Source organism: Sphingomonas sp. DMC6 (genome assembly GCF_056314225.1).
This window is the reverse complement of sequence record NZ_JBQUYT010000017.1, coordinates 1-19,486: the sequence shown is the minus strand read 5'-3', so window position 1 is coordinate 19,486 and position 19,486 is coordinate 1. Positions and strand designations below refer to the sequence as shown.

General features: G+C 65.9%; 22 protein-coding genes, 1 tRNA gene and 1 pseudogene. 14 read left to right on the top strand and 10 right to left on the bottom strand.

What is annotated here, in order from left to right; all coding sequences use genetic code 11:
• The first annotated feature begins 685 nt into the window (after window positions 1-685).
• From ACT53M_RS19865 to nadA, 10 genes are all read left to right on the top strand, one after another.
• On the top strand, window positions 686-1,084 hold the full coding sequence (locus ACT53M_RS19865; RefSeq protein WP_476235650.1) for a hypothetical protein: 399 nt from the start codon (window positions 686-688) through the stop codon (window positions 1,082-1,084).
• A 135-nt stretch (window positions 1,085-1,219) separates the two neighbouring features.
• Window positions 1,220-1,543 (top strand): DUF1476 domain-containing protein, encoded by a 324-nt coding sequence (locus tag ACT53M_RS19860; protein ID WP_476235648.1) that lies wholly within the window; start codon window positions 1,220-1,222, stop codon window positions 1,541-1,543.
• A 1-nt stretch (window position 1,544) separates the two neighbouring features.
• Entirely contained in the window at window positions 1,545-1,784 is a 240-nt protein-coding gene (locus ACT53M_RS19855; RefSeq protein ID WP_333571224.1) for a BolA family protein, read from the top strand.
• A gap of 3 nt (window positions 1,785-1,787) precedes the next feature.
• Window positions 1,788-2,120, top strand: a complete 333-nt coding sequence (gene grxD / locus ACT53M_RS19850) for a Grx4 family monothiol glutaredoxin (protein WP_476235644.1) — start codon at window positions 1,788-1,790, stop codon at window positions 2,118-2,120.
• Between the two features lie 471 nt (window positions 2,121-2,591).
• Window positions 2,592-2,960, top strand: coding sequence for a BlaI/MecI/CopY family transcriptional regulator (locus tag ACT53M_RS19845; RefSeq protein ID WP_476229480.1), 369 nt, complete (start codon window positions 2,592-2,594; stop codon window positions 2,958-2,960).
• A complete protein-coding gene (locus tag ACT53M_RS19840) occupies window positions 2,957-4,573 on the top strand; it encodes a M56 family metallopeptidase (RefSeq protein WP_476235642.1) in 1,617 nt (538 codons plus the stop codon). Before ACT53M_RS19845 ends, ACT53M_RS19840 begins: the two co-directional genes overlap by 4 nt.
• Before the next feature lie 366 nt (window positions 4,574-4,939).
• Window positions 4,940-5,806, top strand: a complete 867-nt coding sequence (locus ACT53M_RS19835; RefSeq protein ID WP_476235640.1) for an MBL fold metallo-hydrolase — start codon at window positions 4,940-4,942, stop codon at window positions 5,804-5,806.
• A 146-nt stretch (window positions 5,807-5,952) separates the two neighbouring features.
• Window positions 5,953-6,711, top strand: coding sequence for a hypothetical protein (locus ACT53M_RS19830; protein WP_476235639.1), 759 nt, complete (start codon window positions 5,953-5,955; stop codon window positions 6,709-6,711).
• Between the two features lie 74 nt (window positions 6,712-6,785).
• Window positions 6,786-7,658, top strand: coding sequence for a hypothetical protein (locus ACT53M_RS19825; protein WP_476235638.1), 873 nt, complete (start codon window positions 6,786-6,788; stop codon window positions 7,656-7,658).
• Entirely contained in the window at window positions 7,625-8,626 is a 1,002-nt protein-coding gene (nadA, locus tag ACT53M_RS19820; RefSeq protein WP_476235637.1) for a quinolinate synthase NadA, read from the top strand. Before ACT53M_RS19825 ends, nadA begins: the two co-directional genes overlap by 34 nt.
• A 9-nt stretch (window positions 8,627-8,635) precedes the next feature.
• Here nadA and ACT53M_RS19815 read toward each other — a convergent pair whose 3' ends face one another.
• The gene (locus tag ACT53M_RS19815) at window positions 8,636-9,013 is read right to left on the bottom strand and encodes a helix-turn-helix domain-containing protein (protein WP_476235636.1); all 378 of its coding nucleotides are present in this window, start codon (window positions 9,011-9,013) and stop codon (window positions 8,636-8,638) included.
• A gap of 140 nt (window positions 9,014-9,153) precedes the next feature.
• On the opposite strand from ACT53M_RS19815, the gene ACT53M_RS19810 reads away from it, so the two are divergent.
• The 3 genes from ACT53M_RS19810 to ACT53M_RS19800 are packed head-to-tail and all read left to right on the top strand — an operon-like array spanning window position 9,154 to window position 11,728.
• On the top strand, window positions 9,154-10,125 hold the full coding sequence (locus tag ACT53M_RS19810; RefSeq protein ID WP_476235635.1) for a helix-turn-helix domain-containing protein: 972 nt from the start codon (window positions 9,154-9,156) through the stop codon (window positions 10,123-10,125).
• A gap of 33 nt (window positions 10,126-10,158) precedes the next feature.
• Window positions 10,159-11,004: a carboxylating nicotinate-nucleotide diphosphorylase gene (nadC, locus tag ACT53M_RS19805; protein ID WP_476235634.1), complete on the top strand. Its 846-nt coding sequence runs from the start codon at window positions 10,159-10,161 to the stop codon at window positions 11,002-11,004.
• A gap of 16 nt (window positions 11,005-11,020) precedes the next feature.
• Entirely contained in the window at window positions 11,021-11,728 is a 708-nt protein-coding gene (locus ACT53M_RS19800) for a ribonuclease T2 family protein (protein ID WP_476235632.1), read from the top strand.
• A 190-nt stretch (window positions 11,729-11,918) separates the two neighbouring features.
• Here the strand turns inward: ACT53M_RS19800 and ACT53M_RS19795 are convergent, their stop codons facing one another.
• Together ACT53M_RS19795 and ACT53M_RS19790 are read right to left on the bottom strand one after the other, a co-directional pair.
• Window positions 11,919-12,338 (bottom strand): DUF4112 domain-containing protein, encoded by a 420-nt coding sequence (locus ACT53M_RS19795; RefSeq protein ID WP_476235631.1) that lies wholly within the window; start codon window positions 12,336-12,338, stop codon window positions 11,919-11,921.
• 4 nt (window positions 12,339-12,342) lie between these two features.
• Window positions 12,343-13,809, bottom strand: a complete 1,467-nt coding sequence (locus tag ACT53M_RS19790) for an ABC transporter substrate-binding protein (RefSeq protein WP_476235629.1) — start codon at window positions 13,807-13,809, stop codon at window positions 12,343-12,345.
• A 200-nt stretch (window positions 13,810-14,009) separates the two neighbouring features.
• Here ACT53M_RS19790 and ACT53M_RS19785 point away from each other — a divergent pair, with 200 nt between their 5' ends.
• The gene (locus ACT53M_RS19785) at window positions 14,010-14,513 is read left to right on the top strand and encodes an NUDIX domain-containing protein (RefSeq protein WP_476235627.1); all 504 of its coding nucleotides are present in this window, start codon (window positions 14,010-14,012) and stop codon (window positions 14,511-14,513) included.
• An 8-nt stretch (window positions 14,514-14,521) separates the two neighbouring features.
• Here the strand turns inward: ACT53M_RS19785 and ACT53M_RS19780 are convergent.
• The 7 genes and pseudogenes from ACT53M_RS19780 to ACT53M_RS19750 form a co-directional block, all read right to left on the bottom strand.
• Window positions 14,522-14,608: transfer RNA gene (locus tag ACT53M_RS19780), tRNA-Leu, on the bottom strand.
• Between the two features lie 61 nt (window positions 14,609-14,669).
• On the bottom strand, window positions 14,670-14,948 hold the full coding sequence (locus ACT53M_RS19775; protein WP_476229467.1) for an integration host factor subunit beta: 279 nt from the start codon (window positions 14,946-14,948) through the stop codon (window positions 14,670-14,672).
• A 164-nt stretch (window positions 14,949-15,112) separates the two neighbouring features.
• Window positions 15,113-16,825 carry a 30S ribosomal protein S1 gene (gene rpsA, locus ACT53M_RS19770; RefSeq protein ID WP_476235626.1) on the bottom strand — a complete coding sequence of 571 codons (1,713 nt, stop codon included), beginning with the start codon at window positions 16,823-16,825 and terminating at the stop codon, window positions 15,113-15,115.
• A 277-nt stretch (window positions 16,826-17,102) separates the two neighbouring features.
• On the bottom strand, window positions 17,103-17,744 hold the full coding sequence (locus ACT53M_RS19765; protein ID WP_476235624.1) for a (d)CMP kinase: 642 nt from the start codon (window positions 17,742-17,744) through the stop codon (window positions 17,103-17,105).
• 83 nt (window positions 17,745-17,827) lie between these two features.
• Window positions 17,828-18,514: a hypothetical protein gene (locus ACT53M_RS19760; RefSeq protein WP_476235623.1), complete on the bottom strand. Its 687-nt coding sequence runs from the start codon at window positions 18,512-18,514 to the stop codon at window positions 17,828-17,830.
• Window positions 18,515-18,578: 64 nt separating this feature from the next.
• Window positions 18,579-19,343 (bottom strand): hypothetical protein, encoded by a 765-nt coding sequence (locus tag ACT53M_RS19755; RefSeq protein WP_476235621.1) that lies wholly within the window; start codon window positions 19,341-19,343, stop codon window positions 18,579-18,581.
• Window positions 19,344-19,366: 23 nt separating this feature from the next.
• A pseudogene (locus ACT53M_RS19750) lies at window positions 19,367-19,486 on the bottom strand (IS5/IS1182 family transposase); the annotation flags it as partial.

The window sequence follows — 19,486 nt, the reverse complement described above, 5'->3', positions numbered from 1 at the left end:
ACAGGTCGCTCACATTCGGTCTCCTTGCGGAGCCTGAATCACATCGCGCCTCTCACATCAATGGGTCCTGACCCTAAAACGTCTGCTCAGGCTTTTCCTGCCCTTAGCGTTGGTTGGCTGCGGTGGAGGAGAGCCGCGAAACTCGTCCACGTCCGCCGCAGAAGCATCGCTGGCCAAATCCATCGAAGTGCTGATTGAAACGACGCGCCCTGATCTTGATATCAAGCGGTATATTCGACTTTACGCTCGTAACGAATGGGGCGACGTTGACGCAGTTTACATCCTGCCCCTTCGCGGCTTGCCGGTCAGTTGGAGGGCAGGCAATTCCTATTGGCCCAAGCGGCGAGAGTTGCCGCTGGTCATGGACGGGGGCTGCGCTGTCGTAAACATCCGATATAATGTTTCCAGCAAGACGCTTGTTTCCGTATCCTGCAACGGGGACGCATGACGACGCCGCTTGCCGTCGAGCATTACCACGAACAGTGATGGCTGGCGGGCTTCCTCCCCCTCCGTCAGGCTGTGCCTGACACCTCCCCCTGGCGGGGGCGGTGATCGGTAAGGTGGTGGTGCGCGAGGCGGGGTAAGTCCCGATGCCTCGTGATTGCGTCGGCCGGCCGGCGCTTGCGTCCGGTTGGCCTCAAATGTCTCACGGGATTATAGTGGAGCGGGGCGCGGGAGGTTTCGCTTGTTCGGCTGGTTTAAGAGAAAGCGTACTCTGGCCGTCGATCGGCCATTGTTTGCTGCGTTCCGCTTCGACAAAATCGACCCGGTCAAGCGGTCGGCTCAATATGGCGACACGGGGCCGCAAGGTTGGGGATTCACGCTATGGGGATCTTCCGATGGCGAAGAGTTTATGTATCGCCATCTTCTTGAGACGTTTGCGGCACAAAATCGCGATGCCCTTCTCACGCTTCCCGAATGGACCGAATGCGAGGACCTAATCGAGGGAGAGCTTCTTTGGCGCTCACACACCATTTGGGTTTGGTATGAAACCGTGCTGACCCACATCTGGCTGTGGTCGACCGACAAGCAGGTTATCGAAGACTTGCGGACCGAATTGTCGAAGCTGGTAGAAGCGAGCTGATCATCAGCCGATGCGTTTCCCCGCCGTTGGCGGATGCCTTGTAACCATATTGCCACCCCCCCATCCGCAACCACCCCCGTTGCCAGCGCGGCCCCTGCCTCCTATCTCGGTCTCGAGTTTAGCAAGGGGCCTATGATGACCACATTCGACGATCGCGAACGGGCGTTCGAGGCGAAGTTCGCGCGCGACGAGGATATGAGCTTCCGCATCACCGCGCGGCGTAACAAGCTGCTCGGCCAATGGGCGGCGGCGAAGATGGGGCTGACCCCGGAAGAAACCGACGCCTATGCCAAGGCCGTCGTCCAGGCCGATTTCGAGGAAGCCGGCGACGAGGATGTGATCCGCAAGCTGCTGGGCGACATGCTCGCCGCCAATGTCGAGGTCGACGAAGCCACCGTGCGCCGCGCGATCGAGGAGCAGACCGTCGAGGCGCGCCGCCAGCTGATGGAATCCAAATAACATGCCGATGGCTGCTGCCGAGATCGAGGCGCTGATCCGCGCCGGTATTCCCGATGCGCAGATCGAGATTACCGATCTGGCCGGCGATGGCGACCACTATGCAGCGCGGGTTGTCGCCCCCATGTTCAAGGGCATGCCGCGCGTGCGGCAGCATCAGGCCGTTTATGCGGCGCTGGGCGGACGGATGGGCGGCGTGCTCCACGCGCTCCAGCTGACGACCGAAGCGCCTGCCGAGGAGTAAGCAATGACCGACGATACCCAGGCCCGCATCCAGCAGCTGGTCGATAGCAGCGACGTGCTGCTGTTCATGAAGGGCAGCCCCCTGTTCCCGCAGTGCGGCTTTTCCAGCCGTGCGGTGGCGATCCTCAACCATCTCGGCGTCGAGTTCGACAGCGTCGACGTGCTGCAGGACCAGGCCGTCCGCCAGGGCATCAAGGCCTTTTCCGACTGGCCGACCATCCCCCAGCTCTATGTGAAGGGCGAGTTTGTCGGTGGTTCCGACATCATGATGGAAATGTACGAAAGCGGCGAGCTGACGCAGCTGATGGCCGACAAGGGCGTCGCCGCTTCGGCGTGATTTCCCTCCGTTCGTAATTCCGTTCCCCTCCCGCTTGCGGGAGGGGCCAGGGGAGGGGATCACGGATTCGCGTGGGACTGCGTTTCGGCAAGAGTTCCCACACCAGTCCCTCCCCCGACCCCTCCCGCAAGCGGGAGGGGCGCGCCTGTTGCGGGCGTGCAGCATTCCTTGCTGAGCGCATTTCCTTCGAGAATTTGCCGTCTGGAAAACCCGGTGCGGGCGGGTCGACGCGAGACCGGTTGGAGCATCGACCCGCCCTGAAGCGTGGAACGCTTGGGGTGCTCTATCCTAAGCAGATGCCGTGCCAGTTTGGGCGATTGCCGCTTTTGTGCGGGCTCCGCTGGTTAACGGCCGTCCGCCAATCCTGCCGGTTGTAAACCCCTCCGACACAATCGGCCATTCACGCGCCATTCACCCTATTGACTACAGACGTAATCGGAGCGATTACAGGCGTAGTCGAAGGGGAAGTCGATGACCGAGCGTATCAGTGAAGCCGAACATGCCGTGATGGAAGTGCTCTGGGAGGAGTCGCCGCTCACCGCGCAGGAAGTCGCCGAGCGCGTGCCCGCCGAGCGCGAGTGGAGCGCCAACACCGTCAAGACGCTGCTGGGGCGGCTGCTTGCCAAGAACGTCATTGCGCATGAGGAGGAAGGGCGCCGCTACCGCTATCGCCCGCTCGTCGCGCGCGGCGATTATGTGGTGGGCGAGTCGCGGCGGCTGATCGACCGGCTGTTCGGCGGCAAGCTGACGCCGCTGGTCGCGCACCTCGCCGAACGCGATGCGATCACCGACCAGGACATCGCCGAGATCGAGGCTCTGCTGAAGGAGCTGAAGCAATGATCGGTTGGATCATCGAAACCCTGCTCGCCAGCACCATCCTGATGCTGCTGGTGCTGGTCCTTCGCGCGCCGGTGCGCCGCGCCTTCGGGCCGCAGCTTGCCTATATGCTGTGGCTGCTGCCCGCGCTGCGGCTGGCGATGCCGCCGCTGCCGGGCGACTGGCAGCTGAGCCGGCTGCTCGCGCCGCTCACCCGCTCTGCCGCCGAGGCGCCGGGCGTGGTGATGGGGGTGATGAACCCCGCCGTACTGCCGAAGGCGGTGGACAAGGCGGCGGTGGTGGAGATCGACCTGGTTGCGGCCGGGCACCATGTCCCCACTGCGCTGGTGGCGCCGACCACCGCCCCGGGTGCCCCCAGCATCGTCGTGCTGCTGATCGGCCTGTGGGTGATCGGCGCGCTGGCGTTCCTCGCCTATCACTGGATCGCGCATCGCCGTTTCTGCCGGCACCTGCTGTCGCGCGCCCGGATCGACGATTGCGTGGCAGAGGGGCGGGTGCGGGTGATCGAGACCGACGCCGCGCACGGGCCGCTCGCCTTCGGCATCTTCCGCAAATATGTCGCCTTCCCGCGCGACTTTTCCGAGCGCTACGACGAACTGGAGCGCGATCTCGCGCTGGCGCACGAGCTGGGCCACCATGTCCGCGGCGATCTGATCGCCAACTGGGCGGCGCTGATCGTGCTGGCGATCCACTGGTTCAATCCGGTCGCCTGGCGCGCCTTCCGTGCCTTTCGCGCCGATCAGGAAATGGCCTGCGACGCACTGGTGCTCGCCGGCCGCGCGCGGACGCTGCGCCACGCCTATGGCCGCGCGATCGTCAAATCGGCTCATGGCGGCGCCGTGTCGGCCGCCTGCCACCTGCACACGATCAACGAAGTCAAAGGGAGGTTACGGATGCTCATGAACCATCGGAAGTTGTCGGCGCGCCGTTTTGCCGCCGGGCTGGGCGGGGTGGGCGGCCTGTCGCTGGTCGCGCTGGTGCTGACCGCTTCGGGCAACGAAGCCGCGGCGCAGATCCGCAAGCAGGTGGATGTGGTGATCCACAAGCAGGAAGTGCCCGCGCCGCCGGCGCCTGCGGCCACGCCAGTGCCGCCCGCCGCACCGGCGGTGGCCGCACCCGCCGCGCCGCCCGCACCGGTCGCGCCGCCGGCCCCCACCGCGCGCGATGAGGCCCCGGCCGGCAAGCACCATGTCGAGGTGTTTCAACAGCGCGCCGACGGCAAGGCGATCAAGAAAATGATCCTCGTTCGCGCCGACGGTACGCGCAGCGAAGTCGAGATGCCCGACATGGCAAGCATTCAGGCGAACATTCCGGACGTGCGCGAAGGCAAGTGCGGCGCCGGGACCGCCACGGTCGAGAACCGGACCGAGAAGGGCCAGCACGTGATGGTCATCTGTTCCGACCGGATACAGGCGATCACCGTCAATGCGACGCGGATGGCGGCCATGCAGAAAGAAATGGGAATGCGCTCGGCGCTGATGAGCCTGCAGATGGCCCGCCGCTCGATCGAGGCGCAGCCCAACCTGACGGCGGAGCAGCGCAAGGAAGCGCTGGCCGGCATCGACGAAGCCATGGTCGAGCTGAAGCAGGACACCAAGGACAAGGACGAGGACTGATCTGAACCCGGGGCCATCCTTCCCCTTTTGGATGGTACCGGCGGGCGGGGTCGGCCGGCTCCTTCGCGGCCGGCCCCGCTCTCCCCGCTTCGCAGGGGGATGGCAGATTGGCGGGAGCGAAAACGGCGCCTCAAACATAACCGTCAATCCCGCGAAGGCGGGAATCCATTGTCCTCAACGCTGCGGGAAAGAACCGCCATCTCAGTGCCAATGGATCCCCGCCTTCGCGGGGATGACAATTGGATTTCGCCAAATGCGATAGCACTGCTGCAAGCAGGGAGGAGAGTGGAAGCGCCAGATGCCATGGCTTCCCCCAAAACCACCCGCCGGTTGCGCTGCGGCGCGGAATCCCCAAATGCAGCGGTGATGACCGATGACGCGCCCACCGGCCTTGCGATCGCGCTCGAACCGCTGGTGACGCGGGTTCTGGCGGGCAATCCCTCGCCCTACACCGCCAGCGGCACCCAGACTTATCTGGTCGGCGACAGCGATCTGGCGGTGATCGATCCCGGCCCCGACGATGCCGACCATATCCACGCGCTGCTCGCGGCGATTCAGGACCGCCCGGTCCGCGCCATCCTGTGCACCCATACCCACCGCGACCACAGCCCGGCGGCGCCGGCGCTGAAGGCAGCGACGGGCGCGCCCATCATCGGCTGTGCGCCGCTGGCACTCGACGACAGCGGGCCGCGCGCCGATGCGTCATTCGACACCGGCTATGCCCCCGATCAGGTGCTGGCGGATGGCGAGCGGGTGGCGGGGCAGGGCTGGACGCTAACCGCCGTGGCGACGCCGGGGCACACCTCCAACCATCTCTGCTTCGCGCTCGAGGAAAGCGGCGCGCTGTTCACCGGCGATCATGTAATGGGCTGGTCGACCACCGTGGTCGCGCCGCCGGACGGCAATATGGCCGCTTACATGGCCAGCCTCGACAAGCTGATGGCGCGCGAACAGGACCGCATCTATTATCCCGCGCACGGCGATCCGGTGGAAAATCCGCGGCGCTTCGTGCGGGGGCTGGCGGGGCATCGCAAGCAGCGCGAGGGGCAGATAGTGCGGCTGCTGGGGCAGGGCATCGGCGACATCCCGGCGATGGTGGAGCGCATGTATGTCGGGCTCGACCCGCGGCTGCAGGGGGCGGCCGGCCGGTCGGTGCTCGCGCATCTGCTCGATCTGGAAAATCGGGGGCGCGTGGTGCCGCTGGATGGCGGATGGCAGCTGCTTTCCGAGTGAACAACTCTATGAAATAGCTGTAATAACGATCTGCCCTTCTTGGTCCGGGACCGCCGCCATGCTATAGTCCCACCGGCAAATATGGCGGGGTATCGCGGGGAATATATTCAGTAGCGCGTTCGCGTCGCCGGTTCATGGGGGTGGATATGGCAACGATAGCTGGGCCGGTGCGGCGCGCGGCGCACGACGACCGCCGGTTTTTCCTGATCATGGCGTGGATCATGTCGGCGGTGATCGTCGCCGGCTTTTCGCTGAGCCTGGCGCTCGGGCGGTCGAGCTTTGCCGTACCGCTGATCTTTCACCTCCATGCCTTTGCCTTTTTCGGCTGGGTCGCGCTGTATCTGGTGCAGAACAGCCTGATCGACATGGGCTCGGTGGCGCTGCATCGGCGGCTGGGCTGGCTGGCGCTGCTCTGGGTGCCGGTGATGGTCGTGCTGGGAACGGCGATGACGCTGGGATCGGTGCGGCGTGGCGCGCCCTTTTTCTTCGACGTCAACGAGTTCCTGTTCTCCAACCCGCTGCATCTGCTGGTCTTTGCCGGGCTGGTGCTGGCGGCGATCGCGCTGCGTCGCGACACCGGCTGGCACCGCCGGCTGATGTATTGCGCGATGGCGCTGCTCACCGGACCCGCGTTCGGCCGGCTGCTGCCGATGCCGTTCATGATTCCCTTAGCCTGGTGGGGCGCGGTGGGGGCGACGGTGATCTTCCCGATGATCGGCATGATCGTCGACAAAAGGCGCACCGGCCGCGTCCACCCCGCCTGGTTCTGGGGGATCGGCCTGCTGGTCGCGGCGCAGGCATTGGCCGATCTGGTGGCCTATAGCCCCGCCGGCATCGCCGCGACGCAGGCCGTGGTGGCGGGCACGCCCGGTGCCGATCGTCCGATTCGCGCGCATTTTCCCTGAGCGCCTGAAAGGTTCATCTCTGTGCAAGTGCGCACCTGATAGCCGTTGCCCCCGCAATTTCCGTGGGGAATGTTGTGGCGACCCAGGTGCAACCCTTTGCTGCCCCGCGCAGCGACGACGGTTTCTTCCAGACGACAGCAGTGGCGATGGCCGCGATCAGCGTCGTCGGCTTTTCGCTGGACCTCATCCTGCGGCGGGCGAGCTTTGCGGTGCCGCTGGTTCTGCATGTCCATGCGCTGGTGTTTTTCGGCTGGGTGGCGCTGTATCTGGCGCAGACGCTGCTGGTGGATCGCGGATCGGTGGCGCTGCACCGCCGGCTCGGCTGGATCGCGCTGCTGTGGATGCCGCTGATGCTGGTGCTGGGCGTGGTGGTGACGATCCGCTCGGTCCGGAACGGCGCGCCCTGGTTCTTCGATGAGCGCGAGTTCCTGTTCAGCAACATGCTGCAACTGCTGCTGTTTCTGGGCGTGGCGGGGGCGGCGCTGGCGATGCGGCGGCGGCCCGGCTGGCACCGGCGGCTGATGTATTGCGGCATGGCAAACCTGACCGGCCCGGCCTTTACCCGGCTGCTGCCGATGGGGTTGCTTATGCCCTATGGCTGGTGGGCCGCGGACGGCGCGGTGCTGCTGCTGATGGTGTTCGGTCCGGTCGCCGATGCGCGCGCGGGCAGGCGAGTCCATCCCGCCTGGCTGTGGGGCATCGCCAGTTTTCTGGGCATGCAACTGGCGGCCGATGCGCTGGCCTATAGTCCTGCCGGGCTGGCGATAACCCATGCTGTGACCGAAGGAAGCGCGGGCAGCGGGCGGCCGATCGAGGCCTATTTGCCCCGATCGGGTGGGGGCACGGCCGGGCCGCCCTTGATCCTGCGAGCCGGGCGGGCCATGTGGCGGCCGAACCATGGGGAGCTTCGGCAATGGACGCGCGCAACGGCATCGGCGGCAGCCTGACGGGACTGGACCTTCGCGCCGAAATCGAACGGCTGCGCAAGGAGCGTAACGCCGTCATCCTGGCCCATTATTATCAGAAGCCCGAATTGCAGGATTTGGCCGATTTCGTCGGCGACAGCCTCGACCTCAGCCGCAAGGCGGCGGATACCGATGCGGACGTGATCGCGTTCTGCGGCGTGCGCTTCATGGCGGAGACGGCGAAGATCCTGTCGCCCGACAAGATCGTCGTGCTGCCCGACATGGATGCCGGCTGCAGCCTGGAAGACAGCTGCCCGCCCGAGCAGTTCGCGGCGTTCCGCGCGCAGCATCCGGACCATATCGCGCTCACCTATATCAACTGCTCGACCGAGGTGAAGGCGCTGTCCGACGTGATCGTCACCAGTTCCTCGGCGGAAAAGATCCTCGCGCAGATTCCGGCGGACCAGAAGATCATCTTCGGCCCCGACCGCAATCTGGGCGGCTATCTGCAGCGCAAGAGCGGGCGCGAGCTGCTGCTGTGGCCGGGCGTGTGCATTGTGCACGAGGCGTTCAGCGAAACCGAGCTGCTGAAGCTGAAGGCCGAACATCCCGGCGCGCCGATTGCCGCGCATCCCGAATGCCCTGCCTATATCCTGGATCACGCCGATTATGTCGGCTCGACCAAGGGCATTCTCGATTTCTCCAAGACGATCCCCGGCGACACGCTGATCGTCGCGACCGAGCCGCACATCATTCACCAGATGCAGAAGGCGATGCCGGAAAAGACCTTCATCGGCGCGCCCGGTGCGGACGGCAACTGCAACTGCAACATCTGCCCGTACATGGCGCTCAATACGATGGAGAAGCTCTACCTCGCGCTGCGCGATCTGAGCCCGCGGATCGAGGTAGAGGAAGGGTTGCGCGTGCGGGCGAAGAAGAGCCTTGACCGGATGCTGGACATGGCGGCTAGCACGGTCGGCAAGGGTGATCTCGGGCCGCTGCCGGCCTGAGGCCTGTCGTCAGGGCCGGGTACCCTGCACCATCGAGAGCACCATCGTCGCGGTCGTGGCGATGCCGAGGTCGGGAATACGGCCATGCCGGCGGCGCACCGGCTGGGGCGCGGCGACGGCGCGTCGGGCGATCCACCCCGCCTTCACCGCCTGCACGACGCGAGTTTCGTCCGCCGCGACTGCCCGGGCCAGTGCGCGGGCAAAGCCGATCGCATAGATTTTGCCGCCGCACCGGTCGAACCGGCCCGCCTCGATCGCGGCAAGGTGATGGCGGGAGATGCAGGTGCTGGCGGCCAGGGCGTCGATGGTGAGATTCGAGGACAGGCGTGCCTGCCGCAAATCGGCGGCCGCTGCGTTCCATCCCTCTGGCAACTCAATCTGTGCCATTTTCCACCGCGCCCCCCGGTGCGTTACGGCGCGTTCTTCATTACACTCCCGGCGATTCGCAAATACCGGAATACCCGTAATGGTGGGGCCACGGGTATTCGGCTGTTTTAGGCACGTCCACTGGGGGCATTTTGGCGGCGATGCAGGATTTCAATCGCGAACCATCTGCGGCCGAGCGCATTGCGACTCCCGCCGCCCGGGGGCGGCTGGTGGTTCGTCTTATCTGCGAAATGCAGACGAGTTCGATTGCCGCGGGCGTCCGCCTGTTCGAGGGGGATGTCGACCGGGCGATCATCTTCATGGTGGTTGCACGCGCGACCGAAACCCAGTCGGCGACCGCCGCCGAACATGCGCGCCGCACCGGCCGTGTCACCAAGGCGATCAGCATCAACGCACTGGCTGCATCGCTGTCGCGTCCGTTCGAGACGATGCGGCGGCACATCCATGCGCTGTGCGATCAGGGGTTGTGCCAGCGGACCTCGGCGGGGGTGGTCGTGCCGCAGGAAGTCTATGGGCGGCCGGAGATCGCCGCGCTGTTCAGCCAGCAGCACGACGCGATGGTGCGACTGGTCGAGGACATGCTGTGGTTCGGCCTGCCGCTGCCGGAGAGTCGGAGCGAGGGGGACTATAACTGGTATAGCGGCCTTGCCGCCGCGCACGACGTGATGCTGACCGGCATCGAGTTCAACGCGCGCCATTTCCAGTCCTGGACCGACATGGTTCTGGCCAACACCATCATGTGCGCCAATGCCCGGCCCTTCACCTATGACCGCGACGTGGCGCTCAGCTATGCCGAATTCACCCATCTGCCGCCCGACACGCTGCGCCAGCCGGTGTCGACCGGGGCGGTGGCGCGGGCGCTGGGGATTCCGGCATCGACGGCACATCGCCGCGTGGCGTCGCTGGTCGAGGGCGGCACGCTGATCCGGCGTTCGCGCGGGGTGATGCTGTCGGATGCGACGCTCGCCGATCCGGTGCGGATCGAGGACAGCCGCACCGGCACGCTGCACCTGCGCCAGATACTGATCCGGCTGGGCGGCGGCGGCTTTCGCTTCGACGAGCCGGGCCGCTGTTATCGCGACGAGCGGCCGCCGCTGATCGCGTTCCGATAGACGGCGGCGCAGCAGCCCCCTAGAGCGCTGGCCATGACCTTCCAGCTCGACGCTTTCGACCTGCCCCGTTTCGTCCAGGCGACGCTGGCGGAGGATTTGGGTACCGGCGGGGACATCACCTGCGCGGCGGTGATTCCCGCCGATGCCCGGTTCGACGGGGTGATGGACAGCCGCGACCCGATTGTGGTCGCAGGCTTGCCGATTGCCGAAGCGTTTTTCCGCGCGCTCGACCCGGAAGTCGCGATCGAGCGGCTGGTGACGGAGGGCGATGCGGTGGCGGCTGGCACCGAATTGCTGCGGCTGCGCGGCGCAGCGCGGGCGATGCTGACGGCGGAGCGCTCGGCGCTCAACACCGTCCAGCATCTGAGCGGCATCGCCACGCTGACCCGGCGCTATGTCGAAGCGATCGCCGGGACCGGCGCGACGCTGCTCGACACGCGCAAGACGCTGCCGGGCCTGCGGGTGCTGGAGAAATATGCCACCCGCATGGGCGGCGCGACCAACCACCGCATGGGCCTGTGGGATGCGGCGATGATCAAGGACAATCACGTCGCGGTCGCCGGATCGGTGGCGGCAGCGGTCGCGCGGGCTGTGGCGGCGGGCATCGGCCGCATCATCGTCGAGGTGGACCGGGTCGACCAGATCGAACCGGCGATCGGCGCGGGCGCGACGCACCTGCTGCTCGACAACATGCCTCCGCCCACATTGCGCGAGGCGGTGGCGCTGGTCGCCGGCCGCGTACCGACTGAGGCATCGGGCGGGGTCAACCTCGATACCATCCGCGTCATTGCCGAAACCGGCGTCACTTATGTCAGCGTCGGCCGGATCACCCAGTCGGCACCGGCGGCAGACATCGGCCTCGATTTCGCGGCGCTGTGAACGAAGGAATACGAGCATGCTGAGCAGGATCGTGACGGCGATGACGGTGGTGCTGATGCCGGGGGCGGCATTCGCACAGGCGCAGATGTGCGTGCCGCCGGACAAGGTTGACCGCCCGCTGCCCGAGCTGCCGAGTGCAAAGGAGCCGCAGCGCGTCCTGCCGATCGGCAGCTACACGCTCGCGCTTACCTGGGCGCCCGGCTATTGCCGCGCCCATGGCGACGATGCGCGCGAGGCATTCCGCTGCGGCGGCGCCAGCCATTTCGGCTTCACGCTGCACGGGCTGTGGCCGGACGGTGAGGGGAAGCTGTGGCCGCAATATTGCGCCTCGACCGAAATCCTGCCGCCCGCGCTGATCCGCAAGACGATGTGCGCCACGCCGTCGGCGCAGCTCATCCAGCATGAATGGGCCAAGCACGGCACCTGCATGAAGACCACGCCCGAACGCTATTTCGCGCAGTCGACGCGGCTCTACGCGGCGATCCGCTATCCGGACATGGATGCGCTGTCGCGCGCACCGCTGACGGTCGGCGAGTTCAAGCGCGCCTTCGCCCGTGCCAACCGCGCGATTCCGGCCGAGGCGATCCGCGTCACCACCACGCGCGACGGCTGGCTCGACGAGCTGTGGCTGTGCCTCGACACCCGCTTCCGCTACCGCCGCTGCGAAGCCCGCACCGGCGGCGCAGCGGATGACGCCGCGCTGAAGGTCTGGCGCGAGCGGTAAGGGGGAAGGGCCTGTTGCTCCCCTCCCTGCAAGCAGGGAGGGGCAGGGGGTAGGTCCGCCGCTGTAAGGCGGCGGGACTCGTTCCCGGTACGGCGATAGAGCATTTGGAGCGCGCAGACGCGCGCACCCACCCCTATATCCCCTCCCTTTCAGGGAGGGGAATTCGATTAGGCGCGACGCTCCCCAGCCATCACCCCCGCTCGATCGTGACGCTCGCCGGGTGGTGCTTGTCGAGATGGCGCTTGATGATGCGCAGGTTGCGGGTGTTCGAGCGGAAGAAATAGTCGGGGATCGCGCCGACCCAGGGAATCATCCCCAGCAGCCAGTCGAAGCCGATATTGCCCGCCATCCGCGCATAGGCCGATTTCGGCATGCCGAGATTGCGCGCCTCCCAGGCAAGCCACGCGCCCATCGCGGCGGCCAGCGTGCTGCCGATGCCGGGGATCAGGTCCAGCACCACGTCGAGGCCGATCTTGCGGCGCAGGCCTGGCACGGTGATGCTGCGTTCGAGCAGATGCTCCATCGCCTCGATCCGCTGGCGTACTGCGGCCGGGTCGCTGCCCAGCGGCAGCCGCTGCATTCCCCCTTCGATCCGCGTCGCCCGTGCCATCTGCCTACTCCTCCTTGCGCAGATGGTTCAACGGGTGCCAGGCACGCGCGTTCCCCTGCCAGGCCTGGAGCCGCAGTGCGACGATCGACCAGCGCAGCGGCTGCGCGATCGGGATGAACGCGGTATCGGCGGTGAGCAGCGCATCGGCCTCGGCCATGCGATGGGTGCGGTTGTACAGATCGGGCGCATCGCGCGCAGCCGAGATCAGCGTCGCGGCGTCGTCCGAACAGCGCTGGCAGGCGGTGGCGAGGAACCAGCGGGCGCTGTCATAGGGGGCGACGGCGTCGATCAGCTTCAGGTCGGCAGCGGGATCGTCGAGCGCGACGCGGTGCGGCGCGAGGCCGATACCGATCAGCGAGGAAGCAATCTGCCCCCAGAGCAAGGTGCCGCCCGGGCCGGCCGGAAGCGCAATGGCAACCGGGATCGCCCCGGGATGCGCGCTTCGCCAGCTCCGCACCCGCGCTCGCGCCGTCTCGCGCCGGGCGTCCTGAGCGAGTGCGGCCCAGGCCGGCTGGCTGGGCGGGTTCGCCGAATCGAGCTGTGCGGGCAACAGCGTTTCGGTGGGCGTCCAGTTCGGCGCGATCGCTGTCGTCAGCGCGGCCCGGTCGATCGCCATTGCCACCGCGGCGCGATTATCGGCATCGGCCAGAAAGCCGTCGCGCCGCATCACCGCCAGCCCGAACAGGCCAATGGCGGGGTCGAAGCGGATATTTTCGGGAGCGATGCCGGCCTGTTCGACAATCGGCCAATCGGCGACGGTGCCGCCCAGCACCAGATCGGACGCGCCGGCACGAAACCGGGCGATCCCCGCCGCGGCGCTTTCGCCGATCAGTTGCACCATTTCCTCGGGTGCGGGCGTGGCGCGCTCTGCCTCGGTGTCGCCGGGGTCGGTCACGGGGCGAAGCAGCAGCCCGGCGCGCTTGTGCGGTACGATGCGGAACGGCCCGCTGCCGGCGCGGTCGCGTGTGCGGAACACGGCCAGCTCGGGCTGGGCAAACAGCTTGAGCAGATCGGGGCGGGGGTGTTTCAGCCGCACTTCGATGACCTGCGGCGTCATTTCGACGATCTCGTCGATCACCGACAGGAACGGCGCGAGCCCGCTATGGCTGGAGTCGGCAGCCGCACGGCGCAGCACCTTCACCACGTCGTTGGCAGTGACCGGCTGGCCATCGGGCCATTGCGCCTCGCGCAGGCGGAAGATGTAGCTTTGCGCATCGTCGAGCACGATCCAGCGCTCGGCCAGGCCCGGCTCGATCTGGCCGCTGGCATCGAACCGTACCAGGCCCTGCGCGGTCGCGCCCAGCACGACACGGCCAGCGGCATCGAGCGGTTCGGCACTGGGATCGGCGGGACGCGTGCTCTTGCCGATGGCGCTGACCACGACCGGCGTATCATCCTTGCGCTGGCCGTTCGGGCCGCACGCGCCCAGCGTCAGGGCGATTGCGAGCAGGGACAGGAGCGGGCGGTACATGGCGGTTCCGGCGTTGCTTGGCTTCCGGTCTATGGGCCGCAGCACCGGCTGCCAACCCCCGGCGATATCCGGGGCGATGGCGTTTGGCTCGATTGCGCCCCTCCCTGCGTCGCAGGGCGGGGCGTTATGGACCAAATGCGACCACTTCCGGCGGCACCGGAATGGTTTGGCGGGCGGACGCCGGCTGCTAGGGTCACGCCATGACCGGTCCTGACCAGCCTCCCACATCCCTGCGCGGCGCCGCAATCGGCTTCGCGTTGCGCGGCTATCTCGCGGTCCGCACGCTTGGCTGGTTCTTCACTCGGCCGAAGACGCGCGGCGTGCGCGCCATCGCGCTGACCGGCGAGGGCCAGGTGGTGCTGGTACGGCACAGTTATCTGCCCGGCTGGCACCTGCCTGGCGGCGGGCAGGCGCGCGGCGAAGCGGCTGAGGCCGCCTTGCTGCGTGAACTGCGCGAGGAAGCGGGCATGATCGGCCATGGCGCCGTGACGCTGCTTGGCAGTTTTGCAAACCGCCCGAACTTCCGCCGCGACACCGTCACGCTTTTCCTGGTCCGCGATGTCCGGTTCGCGTTTCGCCCATCGTTGGAAATCGTCGCGGCACGCGCATTCGATCCCGCCGCATTACCGGCAGACGCCACCCGCGCCACGCGGGCGCGCATCCGGGAATGGCAAAGCGGCATACCCGCCACGCCCGATTGGTAAGCGCACGCTGGTGCGGACGGCGGGACTCGAACCCGCACGCCCCGAAGGGCAGAAGATTTTAAGTCTCCGGCGTCTACCGGTTCCGCCACGTCCGCAGCTGCGGAGCACGCAAGAAACGATGCGGGCGCCCGCGTCAAGCGGCGTGAGCGTAACCGCTTACACGTTCAGGCGCGTGCGCATCTCTTTGCCGGGTTTGAAATAAGGCACGCGCTTCGCATCGACTTCGACCGATTCGCCGGTCCGCGGATTGCGACCGACACGCGCATCGCGTCCGCGCGTCGAAAATGCCCCGAAACCGCGCAGTTCGACGCGGCCATCTTCACTCAACCGGGCAACGATCTCGTCAAAGAAGACCGAAACGATCTTTTCGACTTCCCGAACCGAAAGGCCCGGATTTTCCTGCACCAGCAACTGCACCAACTCAGAACGGATCATCCGCTCCCCTCCCTTGGCGCGCGGCCCAAAGGCACCGCGCGACTATCCCCAAGGGAACCCTAGCCATTTCCCAATCTTCATCAACCCGAAGATTCACGAAATTCGGCAAATAATTCAGTATCGCGCCGGGAGACGGCGTAAAAACCGCCTCCCGGACACCGATATTAGTTGTTCTGGCTGCGTGCCTTCAGCGCTTCGCCCAGAATGTCGCCGAGCGACGCGCCCGAGTCGGACGAGCCATACTGGGCAACTGCCTGCTTCTCTTCAGCAATCTGCATTGCCTTGACCGAGAAGGTCGGCTTCTTCGAACGATCGAAGCCCGTGACCATCGCGTCGAACTTCTGGCCGACCTGGAAGCGCTCGGGGCGCTGCTCGTCGCGGTCGCGGCCGAGGTCGGTACGCTTGATGAAGCCGGTCGCGCCGTCTTCGCCAACCTGCACTTCGAGGCCCGCGTCGCGGACTTCGAGCACCGACACGGTGACGATCTGGTTCTTGTTCAGGCGATCGGCACCGCCGGTCGAACCGGCAGCGGCGACACCGCCACGCTCAAGCTGCTTCATGCCGAGGCTGATGCGCTCCTTGTCCGGCTCGACGGCCAGAACGATCGCGGTGACAACCTCGCCCTTGCGGTGCAGGTTGAGCGCGTCTTCGCCCGAAATGCCCCAGGCGATGTCCGACATGTGGACCATACCGTCGACGTCGTTGTCCAGGCCGATGAACAGGCCGAATTCGGTGGCGTTCTTGACTTCGCCCTCGACGGTCGAACCGACGGGATGTTCTTCGGCGAACTTTTCCCACGGATTCTGCTGGGCCTGCTTGAGGCCGAGCGAGATGCGGCGCTTTTCCTGATCGACCTCGAGGACGACCACATCGACTTCCTGGCTGGTCGATACGATCTTGCCCGGGTGGACGTTCTTCTTGGTCCAGCTCATTTCGGAAACGTGGACCAGGCCTTCGATGCCCGGCTCCAGCTCGACGAACGCACCATATTCGGTGATGTTGGTCACGCGGCCCGACAGCTTGGCGCCGACCGGATACTTGACGCCTGCGCCATCCCACGGATCGCTCTCAAGCTGCTTCATGCCCAGGCTGATGCGCTGGGTGTCGCGGTTGATGCGGATGATCTGGACGCGGACGGTGTCACCGATGTTGAGCACTTCGCTCGGGTGATTGACGCGCTTGTAGCTGAGGTCGGTGACGTGCAGCAGGCCGTCGATGCCGCCCAGGTCGACGAACGCACCGTAATCGGTGATGTTCTTGACGACGCCGTCGATCACCTGGCCTTCGGCGAGGCTCTGGATCAGGCCCGAGCGCTGCTCGGCGCGGGTTTCTTCCAGCACGGCGCGACGCGACACGACGATGTTACCGCGCTTGCGGTCCATCTTCAGGATCTGGAACGGCTGCGGAATGTCCATCAGCGGGGTGACGTCGCGCACCGGGCGGATGTCGACCTGGCTGCCCGGCAGGAAGGCCACGGCGCCCGACAGGTCGACGGTGAAGCCGCCCTTGACGCGGCCGAAGATGACGCCTTCGACGCGGGCCGACTTAGCGAATTCGGTTTCCAGCTTGTCCCATGCGGCTTCGCGGCGGGCGCGGTCGCGGCTGAGCATCGCTTCGCCGTTCGCATTCTCGACGCGGTCGACATAGACTTCGACTTCGTCGCCGACCTTCAGGTCGGCCTTCTGGCCCGGCGCAGCGAATTCACGCAGCGGCACGCGGCCTTCGGACTTCAGACCGACGTCGATGACCGCCAGGTCATTCTCGATGCCGGTCACGGTGCCGATCACGACGCGGCCTTCAAAGCCGTCCGCCTGACCGAGGGTCTGTTCGAGCATTGCCGCGAAATCGTCGCGGGAGGGAGTTGCCGAAGTGGCCATAAAAAAGTGGTTCCTAGTTTCGTTCTTTCCGGCCGGTCGGTTGGCTCCGACGGTCTTTAGGGCCAGAAACGCCGCGGCGGCCCCATGCCGGTCGCAGCATCCGTCGGACGGGTTCAGGGGAGGCAGACTCACCGCGCCGAAACGCGAAAAGGGCGCATGGAATCGCGATTCCAGCGCCATCCTCCGCAAGCACCCGCTCGCAGGACGCGCGCGCCTTAGCGGGAACGGTGCGATTTCGCAAGGTTTTACGCGGGCGGCGGGGGATTTGCGGAGGGGCTTACCCCGCCGCGCTTTCCGCCCCGGCCTGGCGGCGTTCGACCAGCTCGATTGCGCGCTGGACGGCGGCGTCGATCGACAGGAAGCTGGTGTCGAGCGTCGCGGCGTCCGGCGCCACGGCGAGCGGGGCTTCGCTGCGGCGCGAATCGCGTTCGTCGCGGGCGCGGATGTCGGCTAGCACCTTGTCGAGGCTGGAGTTCGCCCCGGCCTTGCGCAGCTCCAGGTGGCGGCGCTGGGCGCGTATCATCGGCGTCGCCTTGATGAACAGCTTCACATCGGCGTCCGGGGCGATCACCGTCCCGATGTCGCGGCCGTCGAGCACCGCGCCGCCCGGCTGGTGCGCAAACTTCTTCTGCCGGTGGAGCAGCGCCGCGCGCACCAGTGGATGCGCCGACACCACCGAGGCCACCCGGCCGACTTCATCGGTGCGAAGCCAGGGATCGCCCAGCAGCGCATCGTCGAACCCGCAGGCCGACACCGCATCGGCTTCTTTCTCGGGATCGAGTTCCTCGCGCAGCACTGATGCCGCCACCGCGCGGTAGAGCAAGCCGGTATCGAGGTGCGGCAGGGCATAATGCCGGGCCAGCGCCCGGGCGATTGTGCCCTTGCCCGATGCAGCAGGGCCGTCGACGGCGATAATCATGCCGCCAATTCGCGGCGCACTTGCTTTCCGTCAAGGGTTTAGCGACCAGTGGGGAACTCGGTATCATATTCCCACACTTCCCATCATCTGCGTAGTTGCAACTCATTCCTGACCAGAATGGGCGCCAATTCGGTCTGGGCTGGATACTGTTTCGCCCATGCTTCGATATTGGCGGCCCAGTTGACGTTGATCGAATAAGTGACCGTACGGCTTTCTACCCCGTCCATCGACACCAGCAGGCTGGGTGCAGCCAGCGCCTTCACCAATTGTCCAGCATTGCGAATGCTGGTTTCCAACGCGAGCAGATAGGCATTTTGCGGACGCACCAGCACGACATTACCGCCAAATAGTTGCAGTCCGCAGCACGGCGCATTGCTGGTGCCAGGGCTAAGGGTGGTCGTCAGCCCGCAAGTAAACTGCACATCCGAAGTGTTTTCCAGCGTGATTCGGTCGGCGGCGCCGGCCTGGACCACCTTTCCCAGGCCCGTCGAATTGACCAGCAGTGTCTGGTTCAATTCTATTGGATAGGTCGCGATAGGTGTCACGATCGAGGGTGGTACTGCGTTGGCGGGCAGCGAGGTGAACGCCGCTACGCCTGGCTGGATCGTCAGAGGAATCGTTTGAGTCAACGAATCGACCACGCAACAGATCGCCGGCCAGCCCGCGATGTTCGTTGATGTGGCGCGGAAGACATAAAGCCTGAAGCCGTTGTCGACGAGCGTCTGAACATCCTTCGACGCGATGCTGACGGTGAGAGTCTGGTCGGCCACGGCGTCTCTGACAGTCGTGATACGGTGCGGTGCCCGGGGGCGCAGCGCGCCCCCGGGCGGGTGGTCACTTGAAGTCGGACGTTGGTCCCGAGTGCACGACGTCGCCGGGAAACTGATACAGCAAGTTCGTGGCCGTATTGGTCGCGATGATCGTCGACTTCGTGCCGACTTGCGGCAGGTCGCCAGACTCGAAGGTGCCGCAGGAGAACACGCCGGCCGATGACATCGTGCCCGTGCCATTGGAAAGATAGCCGGAATGCCCGGTGACAGGCGTCACCTTCACATTTTTATAGGTGCCTTCGGGCGGCAAATAGTTGGGGTCGGTGTCGGCCGCCAGTGCCAGCGCTGCGGCATGATGGAGTCGCGCAGACTGGACGCCGGCTGCAGCAGCGTCGGCGAGGGCGCTGCTGGAATTGATCAGCAGCGGCGCCAGGTCGGTGCTGGCCGGATACTGCTTCGCCCAGGCATCCGTGTTTGCTTTCCAGTTGGTGTTAATGTCGTATTTGACCGATCGTGTATTATTGGGTGCGCCCGTCAGGTCGACCAGCAGCGACGGCGCGAAGGCCTGATAGACCACGGTGCCGGTGTTTTTCGCATCGGTTGCGAAGGTCAGCAGCACTTTCTCGATCGGCTGGATCACGTCGAGGTTGCCGCCGAATAGTGGCACTGCGCACAGAATATTGGTTCCAGCACTCGAAGTCTGCGAAATGCCGCAAGTGAAGCGAGTCTCTGTCAGATTGTGGATGTCGATCGCTCCCGTTGTGCCGGTCCGCACGACGGTGCCGGTTCCTGTGACGCCCGTTACGTTCAGGGTTGAGCCCAGATCCATGTCGTAGGTTCAGGACTCACTGATCAGAGCCAGAAGATGACGGTGGCAGCGAGTGCAATCGCCGATAAGAAGACGGTCGGGCAGCGGTCGTAGCGGGTGGCGACGCGGCGCCAGTCCTTCAGACGGCCGAACATGATCTCGAT

Bases quoted from the DNA above. Each gene is read 5' to 3' on its own strand.
- ACT53M_RS19860 (WP_476235648.1), top strand. From the start codon at position 1,220: ATGACCACATTCGACGATCGCGAACGGGCGTTCGAGGCGAAGTTCGCG.
- ACT53M_RS19855 (WP_333571224.1), top strand. From the start codon at position 1,545: ATGCCGATGGCTGCTGCCGAGATCGAGGCGCTGATCCGCGCCGGTATT.
- grxD (WP_476235644.1), top strand. From the start codon at position 1,788: ATGACCGACGATACCCAGGCCCGCATCCAGCAGCTGGTCGATAGCAGC.
- ACT53M_RS19845 (WP_476229480.1), top strand. From the start codon at position 2,592: ATGACCGAGCGTATCAGTGAAGCCGAACATGCCGTGATGGAAGTGCTC.
- ACT53M_RS19840 (WP_476235642.1), top strand. From the start codon at position 2,957: ATGATCGGTTGGATCATCGAAACCCTGCTCGCCAGCACCATCCTGATG.
- ACT53M_RS19835 (WP_476235640.1), top strand. From the start codon at position 4,940: ATGACCGATGACGCGCCCACCGGCCTTGCGATCGCGCTCGAACCGCTG.
- ACT53M_RS19830 (WP_476235639.1), top strand. From the start codon at position 5,953: ATGGCAACGATAGCTGGGCCGGTGCGGCGCGCGGCGCACGACGACCGC.
- nadA (WP_476235637.1), top strand. From the start codon at position 7,625: ATGGACGCGCGCAACGGCATCGGCGGCAGCCTGACGGGACTGGACCTT.
- ACT53M_RS19815 (WP_476235636.1), bottom strand. From the start codon at position 9,013: ATGGCACAGATTGAGTTGCCAGAGGGATGGAACGCAGCGGCCGCCGAT.
- ACT53M_RS19810 (WP_476235635.1), top strand. From the start codon at position 9,154: ATGCAGGATTTCAATCGCGAACCATCTGCGGCCGAGCGCATTGCGACT.
- nadC (WP_476235634.1), top strand. From the start codon at position 10,159: ATGACCTTCCAGCTCGACGCTTTCGACCTGCCCCGTTTCGTCCAGGCG.
- ACT53M_RS19800 (WP_476235632.1), top strand. From the start codon at position 11,021: ATGCTGAGCAGGATCGTGACGGCGATGACGGTGGTGCTGATGCCGGGG.
- ACT53M_RS19795 (WP_476235631.1), bottom strand. From the start codon at position 12,338: ATGGCACGGGCGACGCGGATCGAAGGGGGAATGCAGCGGCTGCCGCTG.
- ACT53M_RS19790 (WP_476235629.1), bottom strand. From the start codon at position 13,809: ATGTACCGCCCGCTCCTGTCCCTGCTCGCAATCGCCCTGACGCTGGGC.
- ACT53M_RS19785 (WP_476235627.1), top strand. From the start codon at position 14,010: ATGACCGGTCCTGACCAGCCTCCCACATCCCTGCGCGGCGCCGCAATC.
- ACT53M_RS19775 (WP_476229467.1), bottom strand. From the start codon at position 14,948: ATGATCCGTTCTGAGTTGGTGCAGTTGCTGGTGCAGGAAAATCCGGGC.
- rpsA (WP_476235626.1), bottom strand. From the start codon at position 16,825: ATGGCCACTTCGGCAACTCCCTCCCGCGACGATTTCGCGGCAATGCTC.
- ACT53M_RS19765 (WP_476235624.1), bottom strand. From the start codon at position 17,744: ATGATTATCGCCGTCGACGGCCCTGCTGCATCGGGCAAGGGCACAATC.
- ACT53M_RS19755 (WP_476235621.1), bottom strand. From the start codon at position 19,343: ATGGATCTGGGCTCAACCCTGAACGTAACGGGCGTCACAGGAACCGGC.